The sequence below is a fragment of the Tumidithrix elongata BACA0141 genome (assembly GCF_036349135.1).
Taxonomy (GTDB): domain Bacteria; phylum Cyanobacteriota; class Cyanobacteriia; order Pseudanabaenales; family Pseudanabaenaceae; genus Tumidithrix; species Tumidithrix elongata.
The window spans coordinates 38843-60079 of the sequence record NZ_JAZBJZ010000018.1; the positions used below are offsets into that span (position 1 = coordinate 38843).

Here is a 21237-nt window from a genome sequence, read left to right on the forward strand (position 1 = left end):
TCACTAACGTTTTTGCGCCTAGTATTGTGGGGCTTTGACTGTCCCGATCTTCTGGAGAATTTTAAACTCATGAACGGAGAGAGCCCATGCCTCAGGGGGCGTTAGTCATTGACAAGAAAAATAGTAATTGCTCAACTTAGTAAAATCAACAAAAAATGACTGTCAAAAAGTCGATTTTACCTCTATTTTATCTATATATCAGCAAATTATCGTTTGACAAATGAGAATGGTGTCATTTAGCTAGTTTTTGAGACAATTTATAGGCTGAAACCCTGATTCCTTCTAGGTTGAGCAATTACGAAAAATACAAGTCTTTTGTAATCTGCTTTTCTCAAGCATAAATACAAACCTGACATTTATCTTATACGTAAGGTTATTAAATAAGAAGATTTTGGTTATACAAAGGTTATATATTTACGTTGAGATTTATAAACCAAGCACATATTCCAAACTTCTATGCCAATGAGGCATGACTAAACCAAATTGGCTTGAGATTTTCTCAGTACTTAATAAAGAATAGGCTGGTCTTTTGGCTGGGGTGGGGTACTCGGAAGAGGGGATAGCTAGCAATTTCTTAAGTTTATGTTGGTTGGAATTAGGGTCGAGTTTAAAAATTGCCTTAGCAAATTCATACCAACTCGTCTGACCAGTAGACGTGAGATTGTAGATGCCTCTGTTACTGTCTAAGAAAGCAGGTATATCCTGTAGACCTTGAGACAAAATTTGGGCGGTAGACTCAGCGATCGCACGACTCCAAGTTGGAGAACCCACTTGATCGTTGACGACACTTAACACTTCGCGCTCTTGAGCAAGTTTTAGCATGGTCAGTAGAAAGTTTTTACCCCTTGAGCCATAAACCCAACTTGTTCTCAAAATTAAATGGGGCAGGTCGATCGCTTGAATTGCTTGCTCTCCCGCTAATTTTGTTTTGCCGTAAATATTGAGTGGATCGGGTCGATCCTTCTCTGTATATGGCTTTGACTGATTTCCATTAAACACATAGTCAGTTGAATAATGAATCACACCTGCCCCAAGTAGTTTGGCTTCCTCAGCCATGACACCAGGAGCAGTACCATTGATCGCCATCGCCAATTCTGGTTCTGACTCGGCTTTGTCTACTGCTGTGTAGGCAGCGGCATTAACGATCAAGCTAGGCCGAACCTCTCGAATCACAGTACGAATTGTGGTAGGTTGCGACAAATCCATCTGTAGACTGGGGGTGGGAACTTCCCGCCCAACTGACACAACTTCACCAAGCGTCAACAAGGTGCGCTGCAGTTCCCAGCCAACCTGCCCCGTGATGCCAATAAGAAGGATTCTGGTCATGGGTATAACTCTACTGCGTTCAAGCCTTTACCCATGCGATCTTTGGCAGACACAATTGGTTCCACTTCTAAGGGCCAAGCGATCGCCAAATCTGGGTCGTTCCAGATAATGGTACGTTCGTGGTCTGGGGCATAGTAGTCCGTGGTTTTATACAAAAACTCAGCGGATGCAGATAGCACCAAAAAACCATGGGCAAATCCCGACGGTATCCATAACATGTGCTTATTTGTCGCACTCAAACGAGCGCTGACCGAGCGACCAAAATATTGAGAGCTAGTCCTCAAGTCTACTGCAACATCAAATACTTCTCCAACCACTACTCTTACTAACTTTCCCTGGGGCTGTTTAATTTGATAGTGCAGACCCCGCAGTACATTTTTGGCAGAACAAGAATGATTGTCTTGCACGAAATGTCCTGAAATATTTGCCTTTTCTAACAAAGTTCGTTCGTTGTAACTTTCGTAAAAAAAGCCACGCTCATCTCCAAAAACTTGTGGTTCAATTAAGAGAACATCAGGAATTTCGGTCGGTGTAATCTTCACTATGTTTAGCCCCTTAAGCGTGGATTGAATAAATCGAAATTCTTTTGTAGGATGTGATTTAAGCTTGGTTTCTGCATCGTTCACTTAAGTGCGTTTGATTTTGGCATAAACTAAGGCGCTTCTTAAATTCAACCATTGAGAAATTCAAACATTGAGATCGTCACCTTTAAGAATGTCCATCAAATAACGTCCATAACTATTTTTTGCCATGGGTTTGGCAAGTTCGTGGAGTTGTTCTGCGTCAATATATCCTTGAGAATAGGCAATTTCTTCGATACAAGCAATTTTAAAGCCTTGACGCTGTTCTAGGGTTTGAATAAAGCTAGAAGCCTGCTGGAGCGATTCATGGGTTCCCGTATCTAACCAAGCATAACCTCGACCGAGTAGCTCAACCCTCAATTGCCCCTGATGTAGATAGGCTCGACTCAAATCGGTAATCTCAAGTTCATTGCGATCGGAGGGTTTGATTTTAGATGCCAACTCTACAACTTGCGAATCGTAAAAATAAATGCCTGGAACAGCATAGTTAGACTTGGGAACCTTTGGCTTTTCCTCCAGACTGACCACTTGACCTGTAGCATCAAACGCAACAACTCCATAGTGTTGAGGCTCTGCGACCCGATATCCAAAAATAATTGCGCCCTCTTGTAACTGGGCTGCACGCGTGAGAACATCCACCAAACCATGACCATAGAAGAGGTTATCGCCTAAAACTAGGCAAACGGAGTCGTTACCGATAAAATCTTTTCCTAAAATAAAAGCTTGGGCTAAGCCTTCAGGTTTAGGTTGCTCTACGTAACTAAACTGTAACCCCCACTGACTACCATCCCGCAAAAGTTTTTTAAATAGCGGTAAATGCTCGGGAGTAGAGATGATCAAGATCTCGCGAATTCCTGCCAACATCAGTGTTGATAGGGGATAGTAAATCATCGGCTTATCATAAACAGGCATGAGCTGTTTGCTCACAACCTGTGTGAGTGGGTACAATCTCGTACCAGAACCGCCAGCTAAAATAATACCTTTCATGGGTTAACGCCTTGGATGGGGTCTTGGGTGTCGTTTCGGTTTCCGTAGTTTTTCTCGATCCAAGTTTGATAAGCCCCCGATTGGACTTGCTCTACCCAAGTGGAATTGCTGAGATACCACTGAATGGTTTTTAGCAGACCACTCTCAAAGCTCTCTTGGGGCTGCCAACCCAGATCTTGATAAATTTTGCGACAATCAATCGCGTAGCGGCGATCGTGCCCGGGACGATCCTTAACAAAGGTGATGAGAGAGGCGTAGTTAAAATCTGGCTTGGGCGCAAGCCGATCGAGAATTGCACAGATTTGTTTGACAACTTCTATGTTGGTGACTTCGTTATTGCCGCCAACGTTATAGGTTTCTCCAACTTGGCTTTGTTGCAAAACTAGATAGATTGCCTCACAGTGATCTTCCACATATAGCCAATCGCGGATATTCTGTCCATCCCCATAAATGGGGAGTGGCTTCCCATTCAAAGCATTTAGCACAATTAGGGGAATCAGTTTTTCGGGAAATTGGCGTGGACCGTAGTTATTGGAACAATTAGTGGTTAAAGTGGGCAGACCGTAAGTATGGTGGTAAGCTCGAACTAAATGGTCAGATCCTGCTTTGGATGCGGCATAGGGACTGTTGGGTGCATAGGGTGTATCTTCTCTAAAGGCTGGATCGGTTTTACTTAAAGAACCATACACCTCATCAGTAGAAATATGCAGAAAGCGAAATTGTGCTTGCCGAGGGGAGGGCAATTTTTCGTAGTAGGTTTTACTGGCTTCTAGAAGTTGAAACGTTCCAAATATGTTGGTTTGGATAAAATCTTGAGGGCTAACAATGGAGCGATCGACATGACTCTCAGCGGCAAAGTTGATAATGGCATCAGGTTGGTGCTGTTCTAATAGACTTCGGACTAATTCAAGATTGCCAATATCCCCATGCACAAAATGATAACCAGGATCTCGATCTAATGCTTCTAAAGTATTTGGGTTGCTAGCATAGGTCAACTTATCTAGATTGATAATGTTCGCCCACTGTTCTTTTCTAGCTTTAAGGATAAAGTTAGAACCGATAAATCCTACCCCACCTGTAACAAGAAAGTTTTTCATGAAGAAACTGTATGAGACTTGTATCTTGAGTATTCCTGTAGCATCTATTCTTCCCTCGATCTAACGTTGAAGTTTTAAAACATAACTAAAGAGTTTAGTTTGTTTATAGATACATGTTTTACGCTTTTGCCCGATCTCAATTCTGTAATTGGTTCCTACGATAATGAATTAAGATTAGCTTAATCTTAGGTCACCTGACTTTAGCTTAGTGTGAAAATTATATACTCCATCGCGCTCAAATCTGTATCGAGACACGCAGCAGCCATTTAACAGACTAGATAAATATGAAAGTTTTACAGATAGGAACAGGTTGGTTCCCAGAGCAGGCGGGTGGACTACCGAGGGTTTATTATGACTGCGTTCAGTCTTTGCCCCAAGTGGGGGTTGAGGTAGATGGCTTGGTAACAGGTTCCGAGCAGGTCGTTCAAAGTTCTATGGGGGCGGTACAAGCATTTGCTCCTACCGAATCTTCGTTGTGGCAGCGATGGAAAGGTGTGCGCTCTTTGGTTAGAAAAGCATTTGCGCAAACAAACTATGATTTAGTGGCTTCTCATTTTGCTCTATATACTTTTCCAAATATTGTCCCAATTTCCAATCAGATCGGTCACTGTCCCTTAGTCACACACTTTCATGGACCTTGGGCGCTAGAGAGTAATGCTGAGGGGGCAAAAAAAATCGCAGCAGGGGCAAAATGGTGGTTAGAGAAAATAACTTACAACCGCTCTAAGGGCTTTATTGTTTTGTCAGAATCCTTTCGTCAGGTTTTGCATCAAAACTATGGAGTACCGATGGAACAGATTTATATCGTACCAGGTGGTATCAATCCACAACACTACGAGCTTGATTTATCTCGTTCCCAAGCCAGGGAAAGATTGGGGTGGCAGCAGGATCGACCCATTATTTTGTCGGTGCGACGATTGGTGCATCGCATGGGGCTGGAACGTTTAATTGCCGCGATCGCACAGGTAAAGCAAAAGTATCCTGAAGTGTTGTTGTTGATTGCTGGCAAGGGCCCAATCTACGAGGAGTTACAATCGCAAATTGAGGCGTTAGGGTTAGACAATCATGTCAAATTACTTGGATTTGTTCCTGATCGAGATTTGGTAACGACCTATCGTGCTGCCAATTTTTCAATTGTGCCCTCGATCGCATGGGAAGGCTTTGGATTGATTTTGATTGAATCTCTTGCAGCGGGTACACCTGTCTTAAGTACGCCTATGGGTGGAATGCCAGAGGTTTTGAGCCCTTTGTCAATGGATTTGCTTTTGGAGGGAAGTTCCACAACACAAATCGCTCAAGGAATTATAGAAGTGCTGGCAGGGCAGCGCCAGTTGCCGTCTGCGGAAACCTGCCGAGCTTATGTGCGAGAAAATTACGATCTGCAAGCGATCGCCACCAAAATCAAAGCAGTTTACCAGCAAGTTTTAGCGCAATAGCGTTTTCTGCTTTTAGGATTTTCAGTATTCAACCTTCAGATAGATCGTCAGTCTAGATGCTGATAACCAATCGCCAATCAATACCTAGTATCCGATAACCAATACCTATTCATGAAACGTCGCATCCTTTTTGTTAGTTATGCTGCTGTCTTGGGGGGAGCCGAACTCTACTTATTGGACATTGCCAAGGCCTATCGCGACACCAGTCGAGTACTTTTACTGACGGATGGCATCTTAAGACAGCGTTTGGAAGCTGTAGGAATTTCCGTGCAGGTTTTACAAGGCTCGGACTCTCTCGCTGAAGTCAGAACATCGAGTGGGCTGGCTTCGCTGAAGTCACTATCCACCCTATGGAACTTGGCTCAACAAGTCGCCAAAATTAGTCAAGAATTTGAGTTGATTCATGCCAACAACCAAAAAGGCTTTATTGTGGCAGCGATCGCGCGTTTTTTAGGTGGGGCTCCAGTAGTTTGGCACTTACACGACATTCTTACAGCGCGAATATTTAGTAAGCTCAATCGCTGGATTGCGGTTACCTTAGCAAATCGTTTTGCTACTAGGGTAATTGTCAATTCCCATGCTACGGGTGAAGCATTTAAAGTGGCTGGAGGAGACCCAGACCTAGTCAAAGTGGTTTATAACGGCTTCTCGCTGGAACCTTTTCAACAGGTTTCGGTGCAACAAATAGATTCGATTCGCTCGGAACTGAGTGTGTTCGATCGACCTCTTTTAGGAGTATTTAGCCGGATCTCTTATTGGAAAGGACAGCATGTTTTATTAGAGGCAATCCAAAAACTGCCTGATGTCCATGTCATGCTGGTGGGTGAGCCCTTGTTTGGTGAAGTTGAGTATGCTGAAAAACTCAAGCAGATGGTATTGGATCGAGACTTTGGCGATCGCGTGCATTGGTTGGGTTTCCGTAGCGATATCCCTGCCTTAATGACTGCTTGTACGATCGTCGTGCATACTTCCACGGAGCCAGAACCCTTTGGTCGTGTGATTGTAGAAGGACAACTGGCACAACGTCCTGTGATTGCGACTGCTGCCGGTGGTGCGCTTGAACTGATTGAGAATGGTGTGACGGGTTGGCTGGTTCCCCCTAGCGACCCTGATGCGCTACGTACCATCGTTCAGGATCTGTTGGCAAATCCCGAGCCTACTGCGGCGATCGCGCAGCAAGGCTACAAGCATGCTTGTACTACGTTTGCTCTAGATGTTCAAATTGCCAGCTTTGAGCAAGCGATCGATATATAGATTCTATAAGTCAATAATTATGAAAAAATGATAGTTATTGAATAGTTATTCAAGAGAAATTGCACCCCAGTCATGCAATCTTCACCCTTATCCAAATATGGCTCATGGTTTCACCTCGCATTCCTCGTCCTCGGTTATACCGCCGCAGGCTGGATCTTGGCAGACTACAACGCTTCATGGATAGTGTGGTTAGGAACAATTGCTGTGGCGCTGCATCTATCTAAGGCTGGTACGGCTGCGATCGCGGTGGCAACTACTTGGATCGTTCTATTAGTGGGAATTGGGGCACTGACTTGGTCTTATCCGAAGCATTTCCCCATCGGTGGGGCAAAAGCGGTGGCTTGGTCATTAATCCTCGTTTGGATCTATGCACTTCTGATGGTGCTACTCCTTGCCTTTGCAAATCGCCCGATACAAGCGATCGGCTTGACTAAAAAGCAGGGTTTCTATTGCCTAGTTATCCTCACTTGGACATCTTTGCTACTTGGATGGCTAGTTTACCAACTCATTACCTAAGCCATGAAAGAACCAGAAACCTCATCCCCAACCACAGAACAACCAAGCCTTCCCAGCTATGCACTTAGAGACGCAAGCCACTATATCAATCAGATCGATCCTGCGGTTTTGGCAAGATTCGATCCAGAACAGTTGGAAGCAGTTCGAGCAGTATTAGATCGAGCCATTCCTAGACCTTCACCCAAAATTGTGGATTTGAGATTTATGGTCGATCTCGTTATTGTTCGTTTCTATATTGTTTTATTTGTTGGCAAAGATCGTCGCTATGGCGATCGCCAATACCCCCTTCCCAAAGTGACAAAATTTGCGAATATTATTGCCGCGATCTTGTTGCTATTGGCAGTGAATTTAGCAATCAGTGCCTTTGTCCTTTTGCTTGCCTACTTGGTCAAATCAGGTTTAGGGATCGATCTTTTCCCAGGACATGTTACTGAACAGTTGCAGAAACTTGACCAACCAAAAAAATAACTTGCCTTATTTGAGCGATCGCTGCGCACTAAACTATTCAAGTTCAATGGCTCCCAGCGTTAAGAGCTTTGATTTTTGGGCTGAACTCAAACCGATCGCCCCTGTAATATTTAGCTCTTCATAGGGTCTTGGTTCTCTCAAGGTTTTGAAGCATTTACCCGTAGTTAAGTCCCATAGTTTAATCGTTTCATCACGGCTACCGCTGGCAATTACCTTACCATCCGCACTAACCGCTACAGAATGGACCGTGCCCGTATGTCCCTCTAAAGTAAGGATGGGGGTTTTTGTGTTTAAGTCCCAAACTTTAACGGTGCAATCTTCACTACCACTAATTAGGGTTTGGTTGAGAGCGCAGCTATTGGGACTAAAAGCAACTGAGAGGACGTTGCCTTCATGCCCGTTGATGACTTGGAGGCATTCACCGGTTTCTACCTGCCAAAGGCGAACTGTACTAGCGGAACTTCCGGTTGCCACCAATGTACCTTCGGTATTTAGGGCGACAGAAGCGATCGCTTCCGTATGTCCGTTAAGAGTCTGCAGACATTCCCCAGTACTCACACGCCACAACTTTACGGTTTTATCCCGACTACTGCTCGCTAGCATCTGGTTATCATGACTAAACACTACTGACAATACAGCACGGCTATGCCCTTCAAAAATCTGTAGCTTTTCCCCAGTCAGTACTCGCCATAGCTTTACGGTATGCCCCATATCACCCGTGACAAGAAACTGACCATCATGACTGAAGGCAAGCGTACGCACTTCATCGGGATGCTCGTTAATTGTGGTAATGCAATTCCCACTTTTGATATGCCAGAGTTTGATCGTGCAGTCTTCGCTACAGCTTGCCAAGGTATTGCCGTCAGGGCTAAAGGCGACAGACCAAACCCGACCCGCATGTCCTGAGAGCGATTTGACACATTCTCCTGTGCGTATATCCCAGAGCCGCACGATGGAATCATCACTGCCACTAGCAACAATTCCCTCGATATCTTCCTTGTAAGAAGAAGTGGGATGAAAAGCGACAGACCAAATTGCATTGGTGTAACCCTGTAAAATCCGAAACTGTTGACCGCTATTGACTTCCCAAAGATTTTGTAGATGGTCGTTACTATTTCCTGCGGTATTTTGTTCTTCACCTTTACTAGCAGACCAAGAGCGACCAATATGTCCCTGAAAGGTCTTAATACATTGGGCGGTGCTAATTTCCCAAAGCTTAACCATCTCATCCCCGCTACTGCTAGCAAGAACGAGGCTATGGGGGTCAAAGGCTACAGCACGTACCCAGTGGTTGTGCCCGATTAGGGTTTTGAAACATTTAGCCGTTTTGAGATTCCATAGGCGAATGGTGCGATCGCCACTGCCACTAGCTAAGGTAGAGCCATCATGGCTAAAACTGACGGAAAAAACAATATGGTTATGTCCTGTCAAGGTTTTGAGACAACTTCCCGTCTCGACATTCCACAACTTAATCGTATGGTCTTCACTACTACTGGCTAGGACATTGCCATTAGGGCTAAAGGCAATGGACCAGACAATGTCTGCATGCCCTTCTAGGGTGCGAATGCATTCTCCCGTTTCTACATCCCATAGTCGTATGGTTTGGTCGTCACTGCTGCTTGCCAAGAGATTTCCTTTGGGACTATAGGCGACGGAACCAACAATATCTTCATGTCCCTGTAAAGTCTGAAAACACAGACCACTACCAACATCCCATAATCTAACTGTGCGATCGGCATTGCCACTGGCTAAAATTTGACCGTCGGGGCTAAAGGAGACGGACATGATCGGTCCAATCTCACCATGAAATGTTTTTAAGCATGCCCCCGTTTGTACATCCCAAAGTTTGATCGTCTGGTCGTTGCTACTACTCGCTAGCATCGTGCCACTGGGGTTAAATGTAATCGATCGCACCCATGAGGTATGTCCTTTGTAGGTTTGTAAAGGCTTGCTATCTCGGACGCGCCAAAGATGAATTTCACCCCTAGTATCTCCGATCGCTAAGAGCTTGCCATTTGGGCTAAAGGTGACAGACAAAACGCCGCCTAAAACTTCGGCAAATACCGATTTCACGATTTCCGAATGACTGAAATTGACTCGATGTAGTTTGACATCAGGAAGATAGGCTTGCCGAATCGTCAAATGGGAAAAGTCTTTACCCGCCAAATCGACATTCAAATGAGCCAAGAGGTTAATGATATTGCCACCCCCATAACCAGGGGTAGATCTGCCTTCTGGGGATCGTAAATCCCGTCGGCGTAACTCTTGCAAGGTTTGAAACAAAATCTCAGCAATATCTTGTTTGGTTCCAAGACTTGATAAGAGCTTCACTATAAGGGGTTCGATGATAAAACGAATTTGACTATACCTAACGTAGTCTTTCGCTGTTGCTTGCATGAGGGCATAATGCCGCAAATAAAATAATTGTTTATGCAGCTTGGCTTGAATGCTGGGAAGCACACCGAGAGGTTGCTCTTGCGCGATTTCTTGATAAACCTGATCGATCAGTAGCCCCGTAATGTATTCCATCACCACAGGCTGTTGCGTAAATCCAAAGAGACTATCTTCAATCAGCGATCGCCGCTTCAAAGATCCCAAAGCGGCAAACAGATCGGATTGTTCGACTTTGGGCACAATGTCAGACTTTAAATCCTCGGCTTGGGCTGACTCTCGATTGATCGCCAACCAAAACATGACTTGTTTTTCTAGGGGGGTTAAGCGACGAAACTGCTGATCGATCAGGTTTGTGATCCCACTAAAAATAGTGTTTTTTTGCTCTAAAAACCTGGCAACACTCCCTGAAAACACCTCTTTAATGGATGTAGCTGCAATCTTTAAAGCCAGTGGATTCCCACGATACCAATTCACCAACTTTTGAATTTCATGGGGTTGACTAAATAAACCTTTAGCATGAAGCACATGTTCGGCGGCAATTTCATCAATGCCCTCTAAGGGTAAAAACCGCACAGGTAAGATGTCTCCCTCTAGCATGGCCACTTCTTCGGGCATTTCCCGACTGGTAATGACTAGACAACTGTGGTGCGATACTTCTCCCACTCGTTTTAGTAGGACGCCATAACCTTCATAGCCACTGCGATAAGAACCAGCATGATTACCACTTTGCAGGACAGACTCAAAGTTATCTAAGACAATCAGGCATCGATGTTGCTGTAGATACTCCAACAATTTAGAAATTAAGTCTTCGAGGTTACTGCTAAATTCGGTCTCTCGCTGTCCAGACAAAAACTTGATCACATCAATCAGCTTTTCTTCTGGAGATTTAGCATTACTCAGCGATCGCCACACCACAAAATCAAACTTGTCTTGAATTTGTTGCGATAGCTTGACCGAAAGTGCGGTTTTACCGAGTCCACCCATACCCAAAATGGCAATAAGTCGGCAGTGGTCTATTTCAATCCACTGTTCAAGGGTATTTAATTCATTGGTGCGTCCATAAAAAACCGAGACATCAACAACTTCACCCCAGTCCTGACGACTATTGCTTTCAGAGTTAAGACTTGAGACATTTACACTCAGCTTTTTACTGTGAAGGTGCTTTCTAACAATTGATTGAAGGGTACTTTTGGAGACCTTTTCGCCTAAAGCTTGTGTGAGCAAGTGCCACAACTTATGGCTAACCAACTTAATATAGCCAGGATCGTAATCTGACTGTTTTGCAATCTCTGAATAAGATAAGCCCTGCCAAACACCTAAAAACACTGAGCGCTCAACTTTAGTCAGGCTGCGTTGCTCTAGCCCCATCTCTATAAATGCTAGTGCTTCGTCAGCAGTCATAGGATCTTGCCTCGATATAACTTTTATATAACCTTAACTATGACATTCTAATAACTTTTTATGTTTGTAGCATCTTGTAATCTGGCTTTTAGTTGAAATTTATTTTAAAAACTGAAGGGTTATTTCTTGACTTGTATGAAATTTTTAGGGGCAATGCTTGTCAAAGCACCATTAAAGAGGATGCGGAGGGGAGCTAAAACACCTCCTAAGCATAGATTTCAGCCGTTTTAAGATTAAACAGACTCAATAAAATTCAACCTTTGGGTTTGTGCATTCAATCAGCTAAGTTCTGTATAAGATTTGTTTGGCAAACACAAGGTATTGTGCCAAAAGATTTACAGGCTATTCAGTTTAGAAGCCTTTAGGATACTTCACTAGATTCAATTAGTCAGACCTATGAGATTTGTCATAAATTAAAGCCCCAAGAGCTGCTAAGCAAAGATTCAGTGAGCTCTGTCGAACTGAGTCGAAGCCAACATTGAGCTTATGTGTACAACATTTCCGAGTAAGTCCCTAAGCTAAATTTCATGACTAAATTTGTTCTCGGTCTATAATTTACTCATAAGTTATGAGTTTTTAGATTTTATGGTTGCTTAGAATTTTGTCTCAATACGCAAAAATATGTACTTTTGCCTCAGCTATATTGATGTTTTTTCATGCGATCTAGCAATTTCGTCCAAGCTAGAGCGTATGGTAGACTGACGATTCAGAGCTAAACAGAGCAGAAGTTAGTACGCAAAATCATCTTTAGCACAAAATATCCACGCAATTGCAAACTACGAATACGGATAGATACGGTTCAAATTCATGAAAATTGCTCTGGTGCATGACTACTTAACACAGCGCGGTGGTGCAGAGCGTGTATTTGAGCTTTTCTGTAAGCACTTCCCTGAAGCAGATGTCTATACATCTTTGTACGATCCCAAGGCCACGATCGATTTAGGCGATCGCCTCGTTCATACGACACCCCTGCAAAAAGTACCTGGTGCCGTTAAGTATTTTCGACTGATGGCTCCTTTTTACTATCCAGTGTTTCGCGCCCTCGATCTGAGCGCTTACGATTTAATTATTAGTAGCAGTACGAGTTTTGCAAAAGCCGTGCGGAAGCGCGAAGGGGCTTGGCATATTTGCTTTTGTCATAATGTCACGCGGTTTTTATGGGATACCAAAACCTATCTGCGTGAATATGCAGATTTTCAAAACCTCTATCCTGTGATCGATAAAATTTTTAGAGCAATGCGAAAAAAAGATCTCGCTTATGCTCAAGAGCCAGATGTGTATATCGCTAATTCAAGCGTTGTGGGTAAGCGTATACGAGACATCTATGGTAAGCCAGCGATCGTGATTAACTATCCCATTGATGACAGTCGATTTACATTTTCGTCCGAAAAAGATGAATATTACCTCTCTTCAGCTCGATTGCTAAGCTATAAACGCATAGATATAATCGTAGAAGCGCTGAATTGGCTTGGGTTTCCACTAATTGTCACAGGAGACGGTCCGGAGCGCGAACGTTTAGAATCAAGAGCCTTGAGTAATATTAGATTTTTGGGGCATGTTAGCGACCAAGAGCGCGCTAAATTGATGTCAAGATCTCGTGCTGTCATTGTTGCCGCCCTTGAAGACTATGGACTAGTCCCCGTGGAAGCAAATGCCAGTGGGACACCAGTGATTTCCTATGGTGCTGGTGGGGTGCTTGATACCCAAATCTCAGGGGAGACAGGGGTATTTTTTAAACGCCAGACTCCTGAATCTCTTCAAGCTGCCTTGTTAGAGTCTCGTGAAATCAATTGGGACTATGCAAAAATTAGAGAGCATGCTCTATCCAATTTTTCTGAGCGCGTATTTTTTCAAAAAGTTGACCAAGTGATTGCGGATGTTTGTAACGCCGAAGTAAGCAACCCTGATTTAGTCAATACAGAGCTAGTTGACACAAATCAAGCCACTGCCGAGCGATCTGATGGAGTGAAATATGACAAATAGTAAATCTAGTCCAATGGTTGAAAGCGAATTTGGCTACGGACAAATTTTTGCAATCTTGTCTCGCCGACGTTATTGGATTTTGGGAACACTATGTGCAAGCTTAGTAATCGCAACGGTTGTAAACCTTAGAGCGAAATCTACTTACCAAAGCTCAATGCAATTTTTGGTCGAACCAAACTACAAGCAAGCTAAAGGAGGTGGAAGCTCTGAGAGTCAGTTAGTCACCGGTACGAGCGTAGAAGTTGATATTGCCACACAACTGACTTTAATGCGCAGCTCGGAAATGTTTCAAAAAGCGGCTGGGTTGCTTGAAGCTGAAGGTACAAAGATTTCGATTGCGGAGCTACAGTCTTTAAAAGTTGGGCAACTCAGTCAAGATAAAACAGCCACAAAAATCTTTCAAATTGAATATTCCTCAGACGATCCTGTTAAAACACGACAAGTTCTTAAAGCCTTTAAGCAAGTTTATTTAGAATATAACCTAGAGCAACAACAGCTTCGTTTAACCAATGGTTTGGCATTTATTGACAAACAAATTCCAGTTGTTCAAAAAAATATTGCCGATGCTACTTCGGCGTTGGAAAAATTTCGACAAACGCACAATATTTTTGATGCTTCTCAACGGGTGACTGAGGTCTCATCGGCATTAAGTGCGATCGATCAACAAAAACGCGCAAATACGATTGAATATGAGCAACTCTTAGCCAAAGCAAATTCTCTGCAGCAAGAATTAGGGCTCTCTCCTCAAGCAGCCTTAGCATCTACTCGGCTGAATCAGTCGTCTCGCTATTTGGCGATTTTGGCGGAACTTCAAAAAACTGAGCTGACTTTGGCTCAGGAACAACAACGCTTCACCAATGCTGTTCCCCTAATTCAAAACCTTCAAGATCGGTTTCAAAGTCAGTTGCAGTTGCTAGGGGATGAAAAACAAAGAATCTTTGGCGATCGCGTCATCAGTCAAGAGCAATGGAATGCCAATCAGCTCTCGGCTATTGATATCAGCCTTGCTACCCAACTTGTTGATGCGCAATCGGGTTTGTCGGCGATTGATGCCAAGCAACAGGCCTTATCGGAGCAAGAGCAACAGCTAAAAACTGAGATTAAACGTTTACCTCGTCTGCTTTCGGAATATGAAGCCCTAAGACCAAAATTACAGCTCGATCAAGAAACACTCCAAACCCTCTTAAAAGCAAGGCAACAACTGAGCTTAGAAATTGCCAGAGGTGGATTTGATTGGCAGGTAGTCGAAGAACCTCGCCTAGGAATTGAGCAAGCACCTACGAGTACGCGTAATTTAATGTTGGCTATAGTTGTAGGATTGTTCCTAGGCTCGGCGATCGCATTTTTAAGAGATCTACAGGACGATACCGTGCATACTTCGGCTGAGCTAGAAAGGCAGATAGCCCTCCCACTTTTGGGTATGACACCTAAGTTTGCACAGACTGAAACTGAAGCCCCCACATTTATGCCCCAATTTCTGAAGGGGCAAGCACTATCTCCTTTATCAATTGATGTCCTACAATGGCAACCTTTTCGAGAGTCCCTCGATCTAATTTACAAAAATATTCAACTACTTAGCTTTGAGTCTCCCTTGCGATCGGTGGTAGTTACTTCGGCATTGTCGGGTGAAGGAAAATCCACCATCGCCCTTGGTTTAGCCACGAGTGCGGCAAGGTTACATCAGAGGGTACTTTTGGTTGATGCCGATCTGCGATCGCCAAGCTTACATAAATTCCTCCAGCTACCCAACGAACGTGGATTGTCAACATTACTCACCAGCAATGGCTCAGTTCCCAGTACAGAGATCATTCAGGCTTCAAACTCAAATATAGATATTCTTACTTCTGGTCCTATACCGACAGATTCTGTCAATCTCTTAAGCTCAGAGTGGATGAAGAAGTTAATGTCTGTATTCGAGCAAACCTATGACCTAGTGATTGTTGATGCCCCCCCAGTTTTGGGCATTGTTGATGCGATTCAAATTGGCTCTATTTGTAATGGGGGCCTAATGATTGGACGCATCGATCTCGTTACACGTTCTGAATTTGCCCAAGCTACAGAAGTAATGAAGCGATTAAATCTTTTAGGTGTAATTGCTAATGGGGTCACGAATCGTCCAAACACCTACTATATGGGAAAAGATCAAGATAAAAAAAACAAATAAATTTTGCGAAAGTCTAGTCTAGGTAATAAATTTACCGATTTAGATAGTGAAACTCGAGCGGCAAGGGGTGTCGGGGGTACATTCTAGAAATATAACCTCCTTATAACTTTAGTCATGACATTTTAGTAACCTTACCTAGTTGTTAAAGCTACTTAGACATGAGTAAATAACACTGATATTCTAAATACCTACTTTTTTATTCTTTTTCTGTGATACAAATTTCACTTAAATTTGCAACGGCTCGAAGTTTGAGTGCTGCGCTCCGCACGGCCTTTCAAAAGCAATGCGTCGTGTTATTTTTGAAAACGGTATGAGATTAGAGGCGTTAAATTTAGGTTGTTTAAAACCTGTCAGGCTAAATTTAGAATTCCCAACCAGTGGATTACACAACCAATTGATTTGCAACCGATTGATTTTAAAGACAAGTACAGTTGAATCTTTGGATTCTCAAAAAGTTCGTTCAATTAACACCCGTTTAATTATCCAAACCAGGAAAAGATGGAAGACGTAAACAGTCTGATCGGATCGGCTAAGCCAGCATATCTCTTTCATGGAACACAATCTGTAGTGCCCTCTCTCTCTTTTACTTGGAGACAAAAGAAGCTATTGATCGGCTTGTCGTCTGAAGACAAGGGAATAGAGCAGAGCGATGATGATTCTCGTCTGCAAGCTTGTTTAAATAATTCACCCGTAAAACTTGTTCTGATCGATACCAGTACAGGAGAGTCACAGGTAAAGCGCATTGCTGATATGTGTTTCCTGGCAGAGAAGCCTTTATTTTTGAGATTACCCTCTACCTTGGAGTTACCTCAAAGACGCAATCCTGTGAATTGGGCGATCAAACGTGGATTAGACTGGATTGTAGCTTTTTTACTTTTGGCGATCTTTAGTCCTCTCCTATTATTTCTCACGCTCCTAGGCAAGAAGGAGTCATTGGAATCCACATCAATCTTTGAGTATCATTGGCGCGTGGGAGAACGCGGTCAGCTATTTCGCATCGTTAAATTCTGCACAAGTAACCGACATTGGCTGCATAACTATCATTTGGATAACCTTCCCCAGTTATTGAACGTCCTTCGTGGAGAAATGAGTTTGGTTGGTTCTCATCCTCGATCGCTAGATGAGGCACTATGTATTTGCAAGGGAGAAAATCGCAGACTCAATGCCCTACCGGGTCTTATTTATGCATGCCCTGTAAAGGCAAGTTCGATTGATTTAAATATGGATGAGGTGAATCAATGCGAGCTTGATTACCTACAAAACTGGTCTTTATGGAAAGATTTCAAAATTTTATGCATGGCATTGCCTAAGCTTTTGTCCCGATCTAAAGTGCGTTAAAAGTTGCAAATTGTTCCGTTCTGTTATGTCTATTGAGAGCATTTGGTACATGCTCTCTTTTTTTGTGGAACAATTAGAGGCATCAGTGTGGAGTGTTTGGCAATTCTTAACCTGCTTGAACGATCTGGAAGAGAAATATAGTTGAAGCATATGAGGTAGCAATCTAGTTATGCCTGTGATCACGATGTCATCTTTGGGAAAGTACGGGCGCTTTGGCAATCAAATTTTCCAATATGCCTTCTTAAAAATCTTGGCACGCGATCGCCAGATGGATGTTGAGGTTCCTGCTGATTGGATTGGGCGTTATTTGTTTGCCTGTCAAGATCCAGCGATTACGCGATCGCTTCCCTTAGTCGAGCAATCGAGTGAAGACTTTCGCAAAGAGCGTTTGCTAAATCGCACCCTTGAAAATGTTAATTTACGGGGTTACTTTCAGTACCACACCAGTTTTTACACGCCCTATCGAGATTTCTTTCGTTCACTGTTTCAGCCGAGTCCAGCGATCGCCGCCGAAATGAAAAAAGCTGTCGATACGCTGCGCAGTAGAGGGAATACAATTGTGGGGCTACATTTGCGTCGGGGAGACTATGGCTATAGCTATTTTTTTATTGCCCCCAATCAATGGTATCTTGACTGGCTCGATCGCATTTGGGATGGTCTCGATCGCCCAGTCTTATTCATTGCCAGTGACGAACCTGAAAAAGTTGTGGGGGACTTTGCTCGTTTTAACCCAGTGACGACTCAAGATTTAGGTGTAAGCATCCCTCAGGCATCTTTCTATCTGGATTTTTATTTACTGAGTTGCTGCGACCTACTTGCCATTTCCAATAGTTCGTTTTCCTTTGCGGCGGCGATGCTAAATGAAAGAGGAACAAGCTTTATGCGCCCCAGTTTATTAGCAGATGGTTTGATTGCTTTCAATCCTTGGGATGATGAACCGATTTTACGCGATCGCACAGTTGAGGAGCGTATAGGGAACTTTTTTGCGCCAACTACCTCTACTCTGAGCCAAAAGTCATCTTCGCAATCCGAGCTTTCTATTCACTTCTTTACAGTAATTTTGGAGCCACTTCCATTCTTGCGATTTCATTTAGAGGTGTTTCGTCGGCTAGATTTTGTCTGGCATTGGCATTTGATTGATGGAATGGATGGAACTTCTAAGGAGTTTCTGCATGACCTAGAGCAACTGGTGGATTCCGAACCCAATCGGATTACGCTTTACCAGCCCAAGGGAGGGATTTGGCAAGATGCGCTAGCAATGCACAATGCCTGTTTAGACAACTTGCCTAGAGAATGTTTGTTATGGCAGATTGACCCTCAAGAATTTTGGACTAGCGAGCAGATCGAGACGGCACGCGAAATGTTTGCAGAAAATCCTGAGCGAACAGCGGCTTTTTATTGGTGTTGGTTTTTTGTCAGCGATCGCCTTGTGATTACAACTACATACTGTTACGGACAACATCCCGAACGGGAGTGGTTGCGAACATGGCGATTTCAGCCTCAAATGCACTTTATTGCGGTCGATCCACCTGTGCTCGTGCAGTCGTTACCCGATGGAACCTTACAGGATGTAGGACGGATCGCTCCCTTTCTTCATGCGGATACAGAGCAACAGGGATTGGTCTTTCAACGATTTGCCTTTGTCTGTCCAGAACAATTGTTGAGCTTAGAGCAACGAGGATATCTCAATGCACTAGCAGAATGGGAGAACTTGCAACGGCAATCAGAATCTCCTTTACTTCTGCGCGATTATTTTAGCTGGGTAACGGATGATGCTTCTGTCGATCTCATTGAAAACTATGGGGTTGAGCCATTGATTCAAAAAGACGAACAAACGGGTGAATGGTATTCCCTATTGATGCCCGCTAGAGAAGAACGACCAAAGCTAAGCTGGTTAATGGTTCCTGACTGGACGCAACCGACGGAGTTTGAAGATGCTCTCATGGAAGTTTTGACGAATGTGCTAAGTCATCCCCAAAGCGATCGCATTGGCTTGGTGTTTTATGCCAAGGAGTCCGATCTAGAAGTTGCAGAATCGATTTTAGGAGAGAGCTTTATGCAACTGATATTACAAGCTGAGGATAGCTTTGAGCGCGAGCCGCAAGTAGAAGTTATTTCGCCTCAAACAATTTCTGATTGGCAAGAACTCTTAGCCTCGGTAAAAGGGAGAATTTTGTTAGAAGGCTGTGAGGACAGCAAAGCGATCGCTGAGTTTGGTTTGGGAGATTTACCCAGTTGCGCGATCGCTACCCTAAATTTTGAATTTCATCAAGCGATCGCCCAAATGGATGACAGGGTTGTAAGCAGCAAACTGAATGCTCCCTAGCCCCAGTTTAGGAAGACTTTGAAAAGCTTTCCTAATCCTGTAAATTGGATGCTGGGTAGTGAATAATTGCTAAAAAGCGGATCGGCAGTTCAATCAAGCGTTCGGGCCCGTGAGGGATATCTCCAACAAAGGTTAGAGAATCTCCCGGTTCGAGGAGATAGGTCTTTTGCCCGTGCCGATAATCTAGCTTGCCTTGCAACATATAAATAAACTCAATCCCTGGATGCTCAAAGGTGGGAAATACCTCCGATGCATCATCCATAGAGATTAGAAATGGCTCAAAATATTTATTTGGCCCTTGGTTATAGGACAGCAGATGATAGGTATGCCCAGATTTTGTGCCCCGCCGCACGACTTCCATTCCCTGTCCTTGCTTGATCAATTGCGCACCACCTTCGGGGGGATTGTAGTGACGAAAAAGAGTTGCCATCGAGACTCCGAGCGCATTGGCAATCTTTACGAGGGTTTCGAGGCTAGTGGCAGTGAGTGCATTCTCGATTTTAGAGAGCATTCCCCGCGAGATGCCAGATTTTTCGGCGACTTCAGCGATCGTCAGTCCATGCTTTTGGCGAAGGTCACGGATAGTATTGCCTAGGTAACGCGCCAAGCTGTCACTATCGGCGGAATGTTGGGATGAAATCGAATCTTCGTACATGATGTTGCCGCCAACCATTTTCTATCCAAATAACCTGAGATCTGAATTATTGATTCCTTTTAACGATATGAAGCAATACTACGTTTATTTCAAAAACCACTCGAAATAGCCAATCTCAGGTACTGCTCCAATTCTCATGGGTAATACTGAGATTCCCAATCCACGAGAGACATATAAAGAGAGTGAATTGATTTGATACCAACCACTGACATAATCTCCGCTACGTGGTGGACGTATAGGGGCAAAACCAAAAAAAGAAATTTGTCCACCGTGAGTATGACCTGTCAGCATATATTGTGGCTTATATTCTGCTAGTTTTTGCAACTCATCCTTAGAGAAGTCGTCTAGATTTGCTGGTGAGTGCGCGAGTAATAAATGATTGGGATTAGGATTAATATTTTGCAACGACTTAATTAGATCGGGATTGCTAACTAAATCATCAATTCCTGTTATTAATAGATTACGATCGCCTTGTTTATATAAAACACTCTCGTTAACTAATAATTGGCAATTGTAAGTAGTATAGATTTGTTTTAGAAGAGCTAAATCGGCTCTTGACTTATATTCCCAGTTTCCCAAAATCGCATATTTAGCAGTTTGGCGATCGAGAAGTGATAAGAAGCGATCGTATCCACCGATCTGTTCGGCTCTATCAATAGAATCTCCCGTAAATACTACGATATCTGGTTGTAGTTGATTAACTTGTTCGGCAATTTTTTGGGCGCGATCGCTAAATTTTTTGAGATGTAGATCGCTAACTTGGACAATTTTTAAACTGGCATGATTAGAAACTATTTCTGGGTTGAGTTGATGACGCGTAACCACAAAAAGATTTGGCTCAATCCGATAACCATAAATCGCCAGCAAGACTAAAGCTGTAATGATGAAAAGTGCGATATACAGTTTTTGCTTTATTTTGCGCATTAGTAATCGTCAATAAATATAGCAATTCTAAATCATTTGCGAACTTTGGGTTTCAATTCCGCTTTGCTTTCCTCATCTTGGTTGAGAATACCTTGCGATCGCAGGTTGGGAAATCAAAAAAAAGCCCGAAGGAGTTACTCTTCGGGCTAGACGTTTGTAGATACGTCGCTAGTAGACTTATTGTTGCCTTTTCAAGGGGGTGGCTATGCGATCGCAGTACGTGTTTTCTGTGATTATTGCCAATGCTGCTTGTGATCGCGATCGCAGGTTGGGAAATCACAATAAAAAGCCCGAAGGAGTTACCCTTCGGGCTAGACGTTTGTAGATACGTCGCTAGTAGACTACGGCGTAAAAATGTCTACCGTTAAACTGCCAGAGCCTTTCCTT

General features: G+C 43.5%; 15 protein-coding genes. 8 read left to right on the plus strand and 7 right to left on the minus strand.

Translation table 11 applies throughout. The features are described from left to right. Nucleotides 1-426: 426 nt before the first annotated feature. The 4 genes from rfbD to rfbB all read right to left on the minus strand — a co-directional run bounded on the left by rfbD (nucleotide 427) and on the right by rfbB (nucleotide 3991). On the minus strand, nucleotides 427-1326 hold the full coding sequence (gene rfbD, locus V2H45_RS06645) for a dTDP-4-dehydrorhamnose reductase (protein ID WP_330482838.1): 900 nt from the start codon (nucleotides 1324-1326) through the stop codon (nucleotides 427-429). Beyond that, nucleotides 1323-1868, minus strand: coding sequence for a dTDP-4-dehydrorhamnose 3,5-epimerase (gene rfbC / locus V2H45_RS06650; RefSeq protein ID WP_330482839.1), 546 nt, complete (start codon nucleotides 1866-1868; stop codon nucleotides 1323-1325). The genes rfbD and rfbC overlap by 4 nt, the downstream gene beginning before the upstream one ends. Before the next feature lie 144 nt (nucleotides 1869-2012). Further along, nucleotides 2013-2894 carry a glucose-1-phosphate thymidylyltransferase RfbA gene (gene rfbA, locus V2H45_RS06655; RefSeq protein ID WP_330482840.1) on the minus strand — a complete coding sequence of 294 codons (882 nt, stop codon included), beginning with the start codon at nucleotides 2892-2894 and terminating at the stop codon, nucleotides 2013-2015. Next, nucleotides 2891-3991 (minus strand): dTDP-glucose 4,6-dehydratase, encoded by a 1101-nt coding sequence (gene rfbB, locus V2H45_RS06660; RefSeq protein ID WP_330482841.1) that lies wholly within the window; start codon nucleotides 3989-3991, stop codon nucleotides 2891-2893. Before rfbB ends, rfbA begins: the two co-directional genes overlap by 4 nt. 284 nt (nucleotides 3992-4275) lie before the next feature. On the opposite strand from rfbB, the gene V2H45_RS06665 reads away from it, so the two are divergent. The 4 genes from V2H45_RS06665 to V2H45_RS06680 all read left to right on the plus strand — a co-directional run bounded on the left by V2H45_RS06665 (nucleotide 4276) and on the right by V2H45_RS06680 (nucleotide 7665). Then, nucleotides 4276-5427, plus strand: coding sequence for a glycosyltransferase family 4 protein (locus V2H45_RS06665; protein WP_330482842.1), 1152 nt, complete (start codon nucleotides 4276-4278; stop codon nucleotides 5425-5427). A gap of 111 nt (nucleotides 5428-5538) precedes the next feature. Further along, on the plus strand, nucleotides 5539-6681 hold the full coding sequence (locus tag V2H45_RS06670) for a glycosyltransferase family 4 protein (protein ID WP_330482843.1): 1143 nt from the start codon (nucleotides 5539-5541) through the stop codon (nucleotides 6679-6681). Between the two features lie 72 nt (nucleotides 6682-6753). Continuing rightward, entirely contained in the window at nucleotides 6754-7197 is a 444-nt protein-coding gene (locus V2H45_RS06675) for a hypothetical protein (RefSeq protein ID WP_330482844.1), read from the plus strand. Nucleotides 7198-7200: 3 nt separating this feature from the next. Continuing rightward, nucleotides 7201-7665: a hypothetical protein gene (locus V2H45_RS06680; protein ID WP_330482845.1), complete on the plus strand. Its 465-nt coding sequence runs from the start codon at nucleotides 7201-7203 to the stop codon at nucleotides 7663-7665. 33 nt (nucleotides 7666-7698) lie between these two features. On the opposite strand, the gene V2H45_RS06685 is transcribed toward V2H45_RS06680, so the two are convergent. Further along, nucleotides 7699-11460: a WD40 domain-containing protein gene (locus V2H45_RS06685; protein ID WP_330482846.1), complete on the minus strand. Its 3762-nt coding sequence runs from the start codon at nucleotides 11458-11460 to the stop codon at nucleotides 7699-7701. A gap of 807 nt (nucleotides 11461-12267) precedes the next feature. On the opposite strand from V2H45_RS06685, the gene V2H45_RS06690 reads away from it, so the two are divergent. The 4 genes from V2H45_RS06690 to V2H45_RS06705 all read left to right on the plus strand — a co-directional run bounded on the left by V2H45_RS06690 (nucleotide 12268) and on the right by V2H45_RS06705 (nucleotide 19271). After that, nucleotides 12268-13443, plus strand: coding sequence for a glycosyltransferase (locus V2H45_RS06690; RefSeq protein WP_330482847.1), 1176 nt, complete (start codon nucleotides 12268-12270; stop codon nucleotides 13441-13443). After that, on the plus strand, nucleotides 13433-15607 hold the full coding sequence (locus tag V2H45_RS06695; RefSeq protein ID WP_330482848.1) for a GumC family protein: 2175 nt from the start codon (nucleotides 13433-13435) through the stop codon (nucleotides 15605-15607). The genes V2H45_RS06690 and V2H45_RS06695 overlap by 11 nt, the downstream gene beginning before the upstream one ends. 498 nt (nucleotides 15608-16105) lie before the next feature. Beyond that, the gene (gene hepC / locus V2H45_RS06700) at nucleotides 16106-16945 is read left to right on the plus strand and encodes a heterocyst development glycosyltransferase HepC (protein ID WP_330482849.1); all 840 of its coding nucleotides are present in this window, start codon (nucleotides 16106-16108) and stop codon (nucleotides 16943-16945) included. 169 nt (nucleotides 16946-17114) lie between these two features. Continuing rightward, nucleotides 17115-19271 (plus strand): alpha-1,2-fucosyltransferase, encoded by a 2157-nt coding sequence (locus tag V2H45_RS06705; RefSeq protein ID WP_330482850.1) that lies wholly within the window; start codon nucleotides 17115-17117, stop codon nucleotides 19269-19271. A 31-nt stretch (nucleotides 19272-19302) separates the two neighbouring features. Here V2H45_RS06705 and V2H45_RS06710 read toward each other — a convergent pair whose 3' ends face one another. Further along, nucleotides 19303-19926 (minus strand): helix-turn-helix domain-containing protein, encoded by a 624-nt coding sequence (locus V2H45_RS06710; protein ID WP_330482851.1) that lies wholly within the window; start codon nucleotides 19924-19926, stop codon nucleotides 19303-19305. 84 nt (nucleotides 19927-20010) lie between these two features. After that, nucleotides 20011-20850: a metallophosphoesterase gene (locus V2H45_RS06715; RefSeq protein WP_330482852.1), complete on the minus strand. Its 840-nt coding sequence runs from the start codon at nucleotides 20848-20850 to the stop codon at nucleotides 20011-20013. Between the last annotated feature and the right edge of the window lie 387 nt (nucleotides 20851-21237).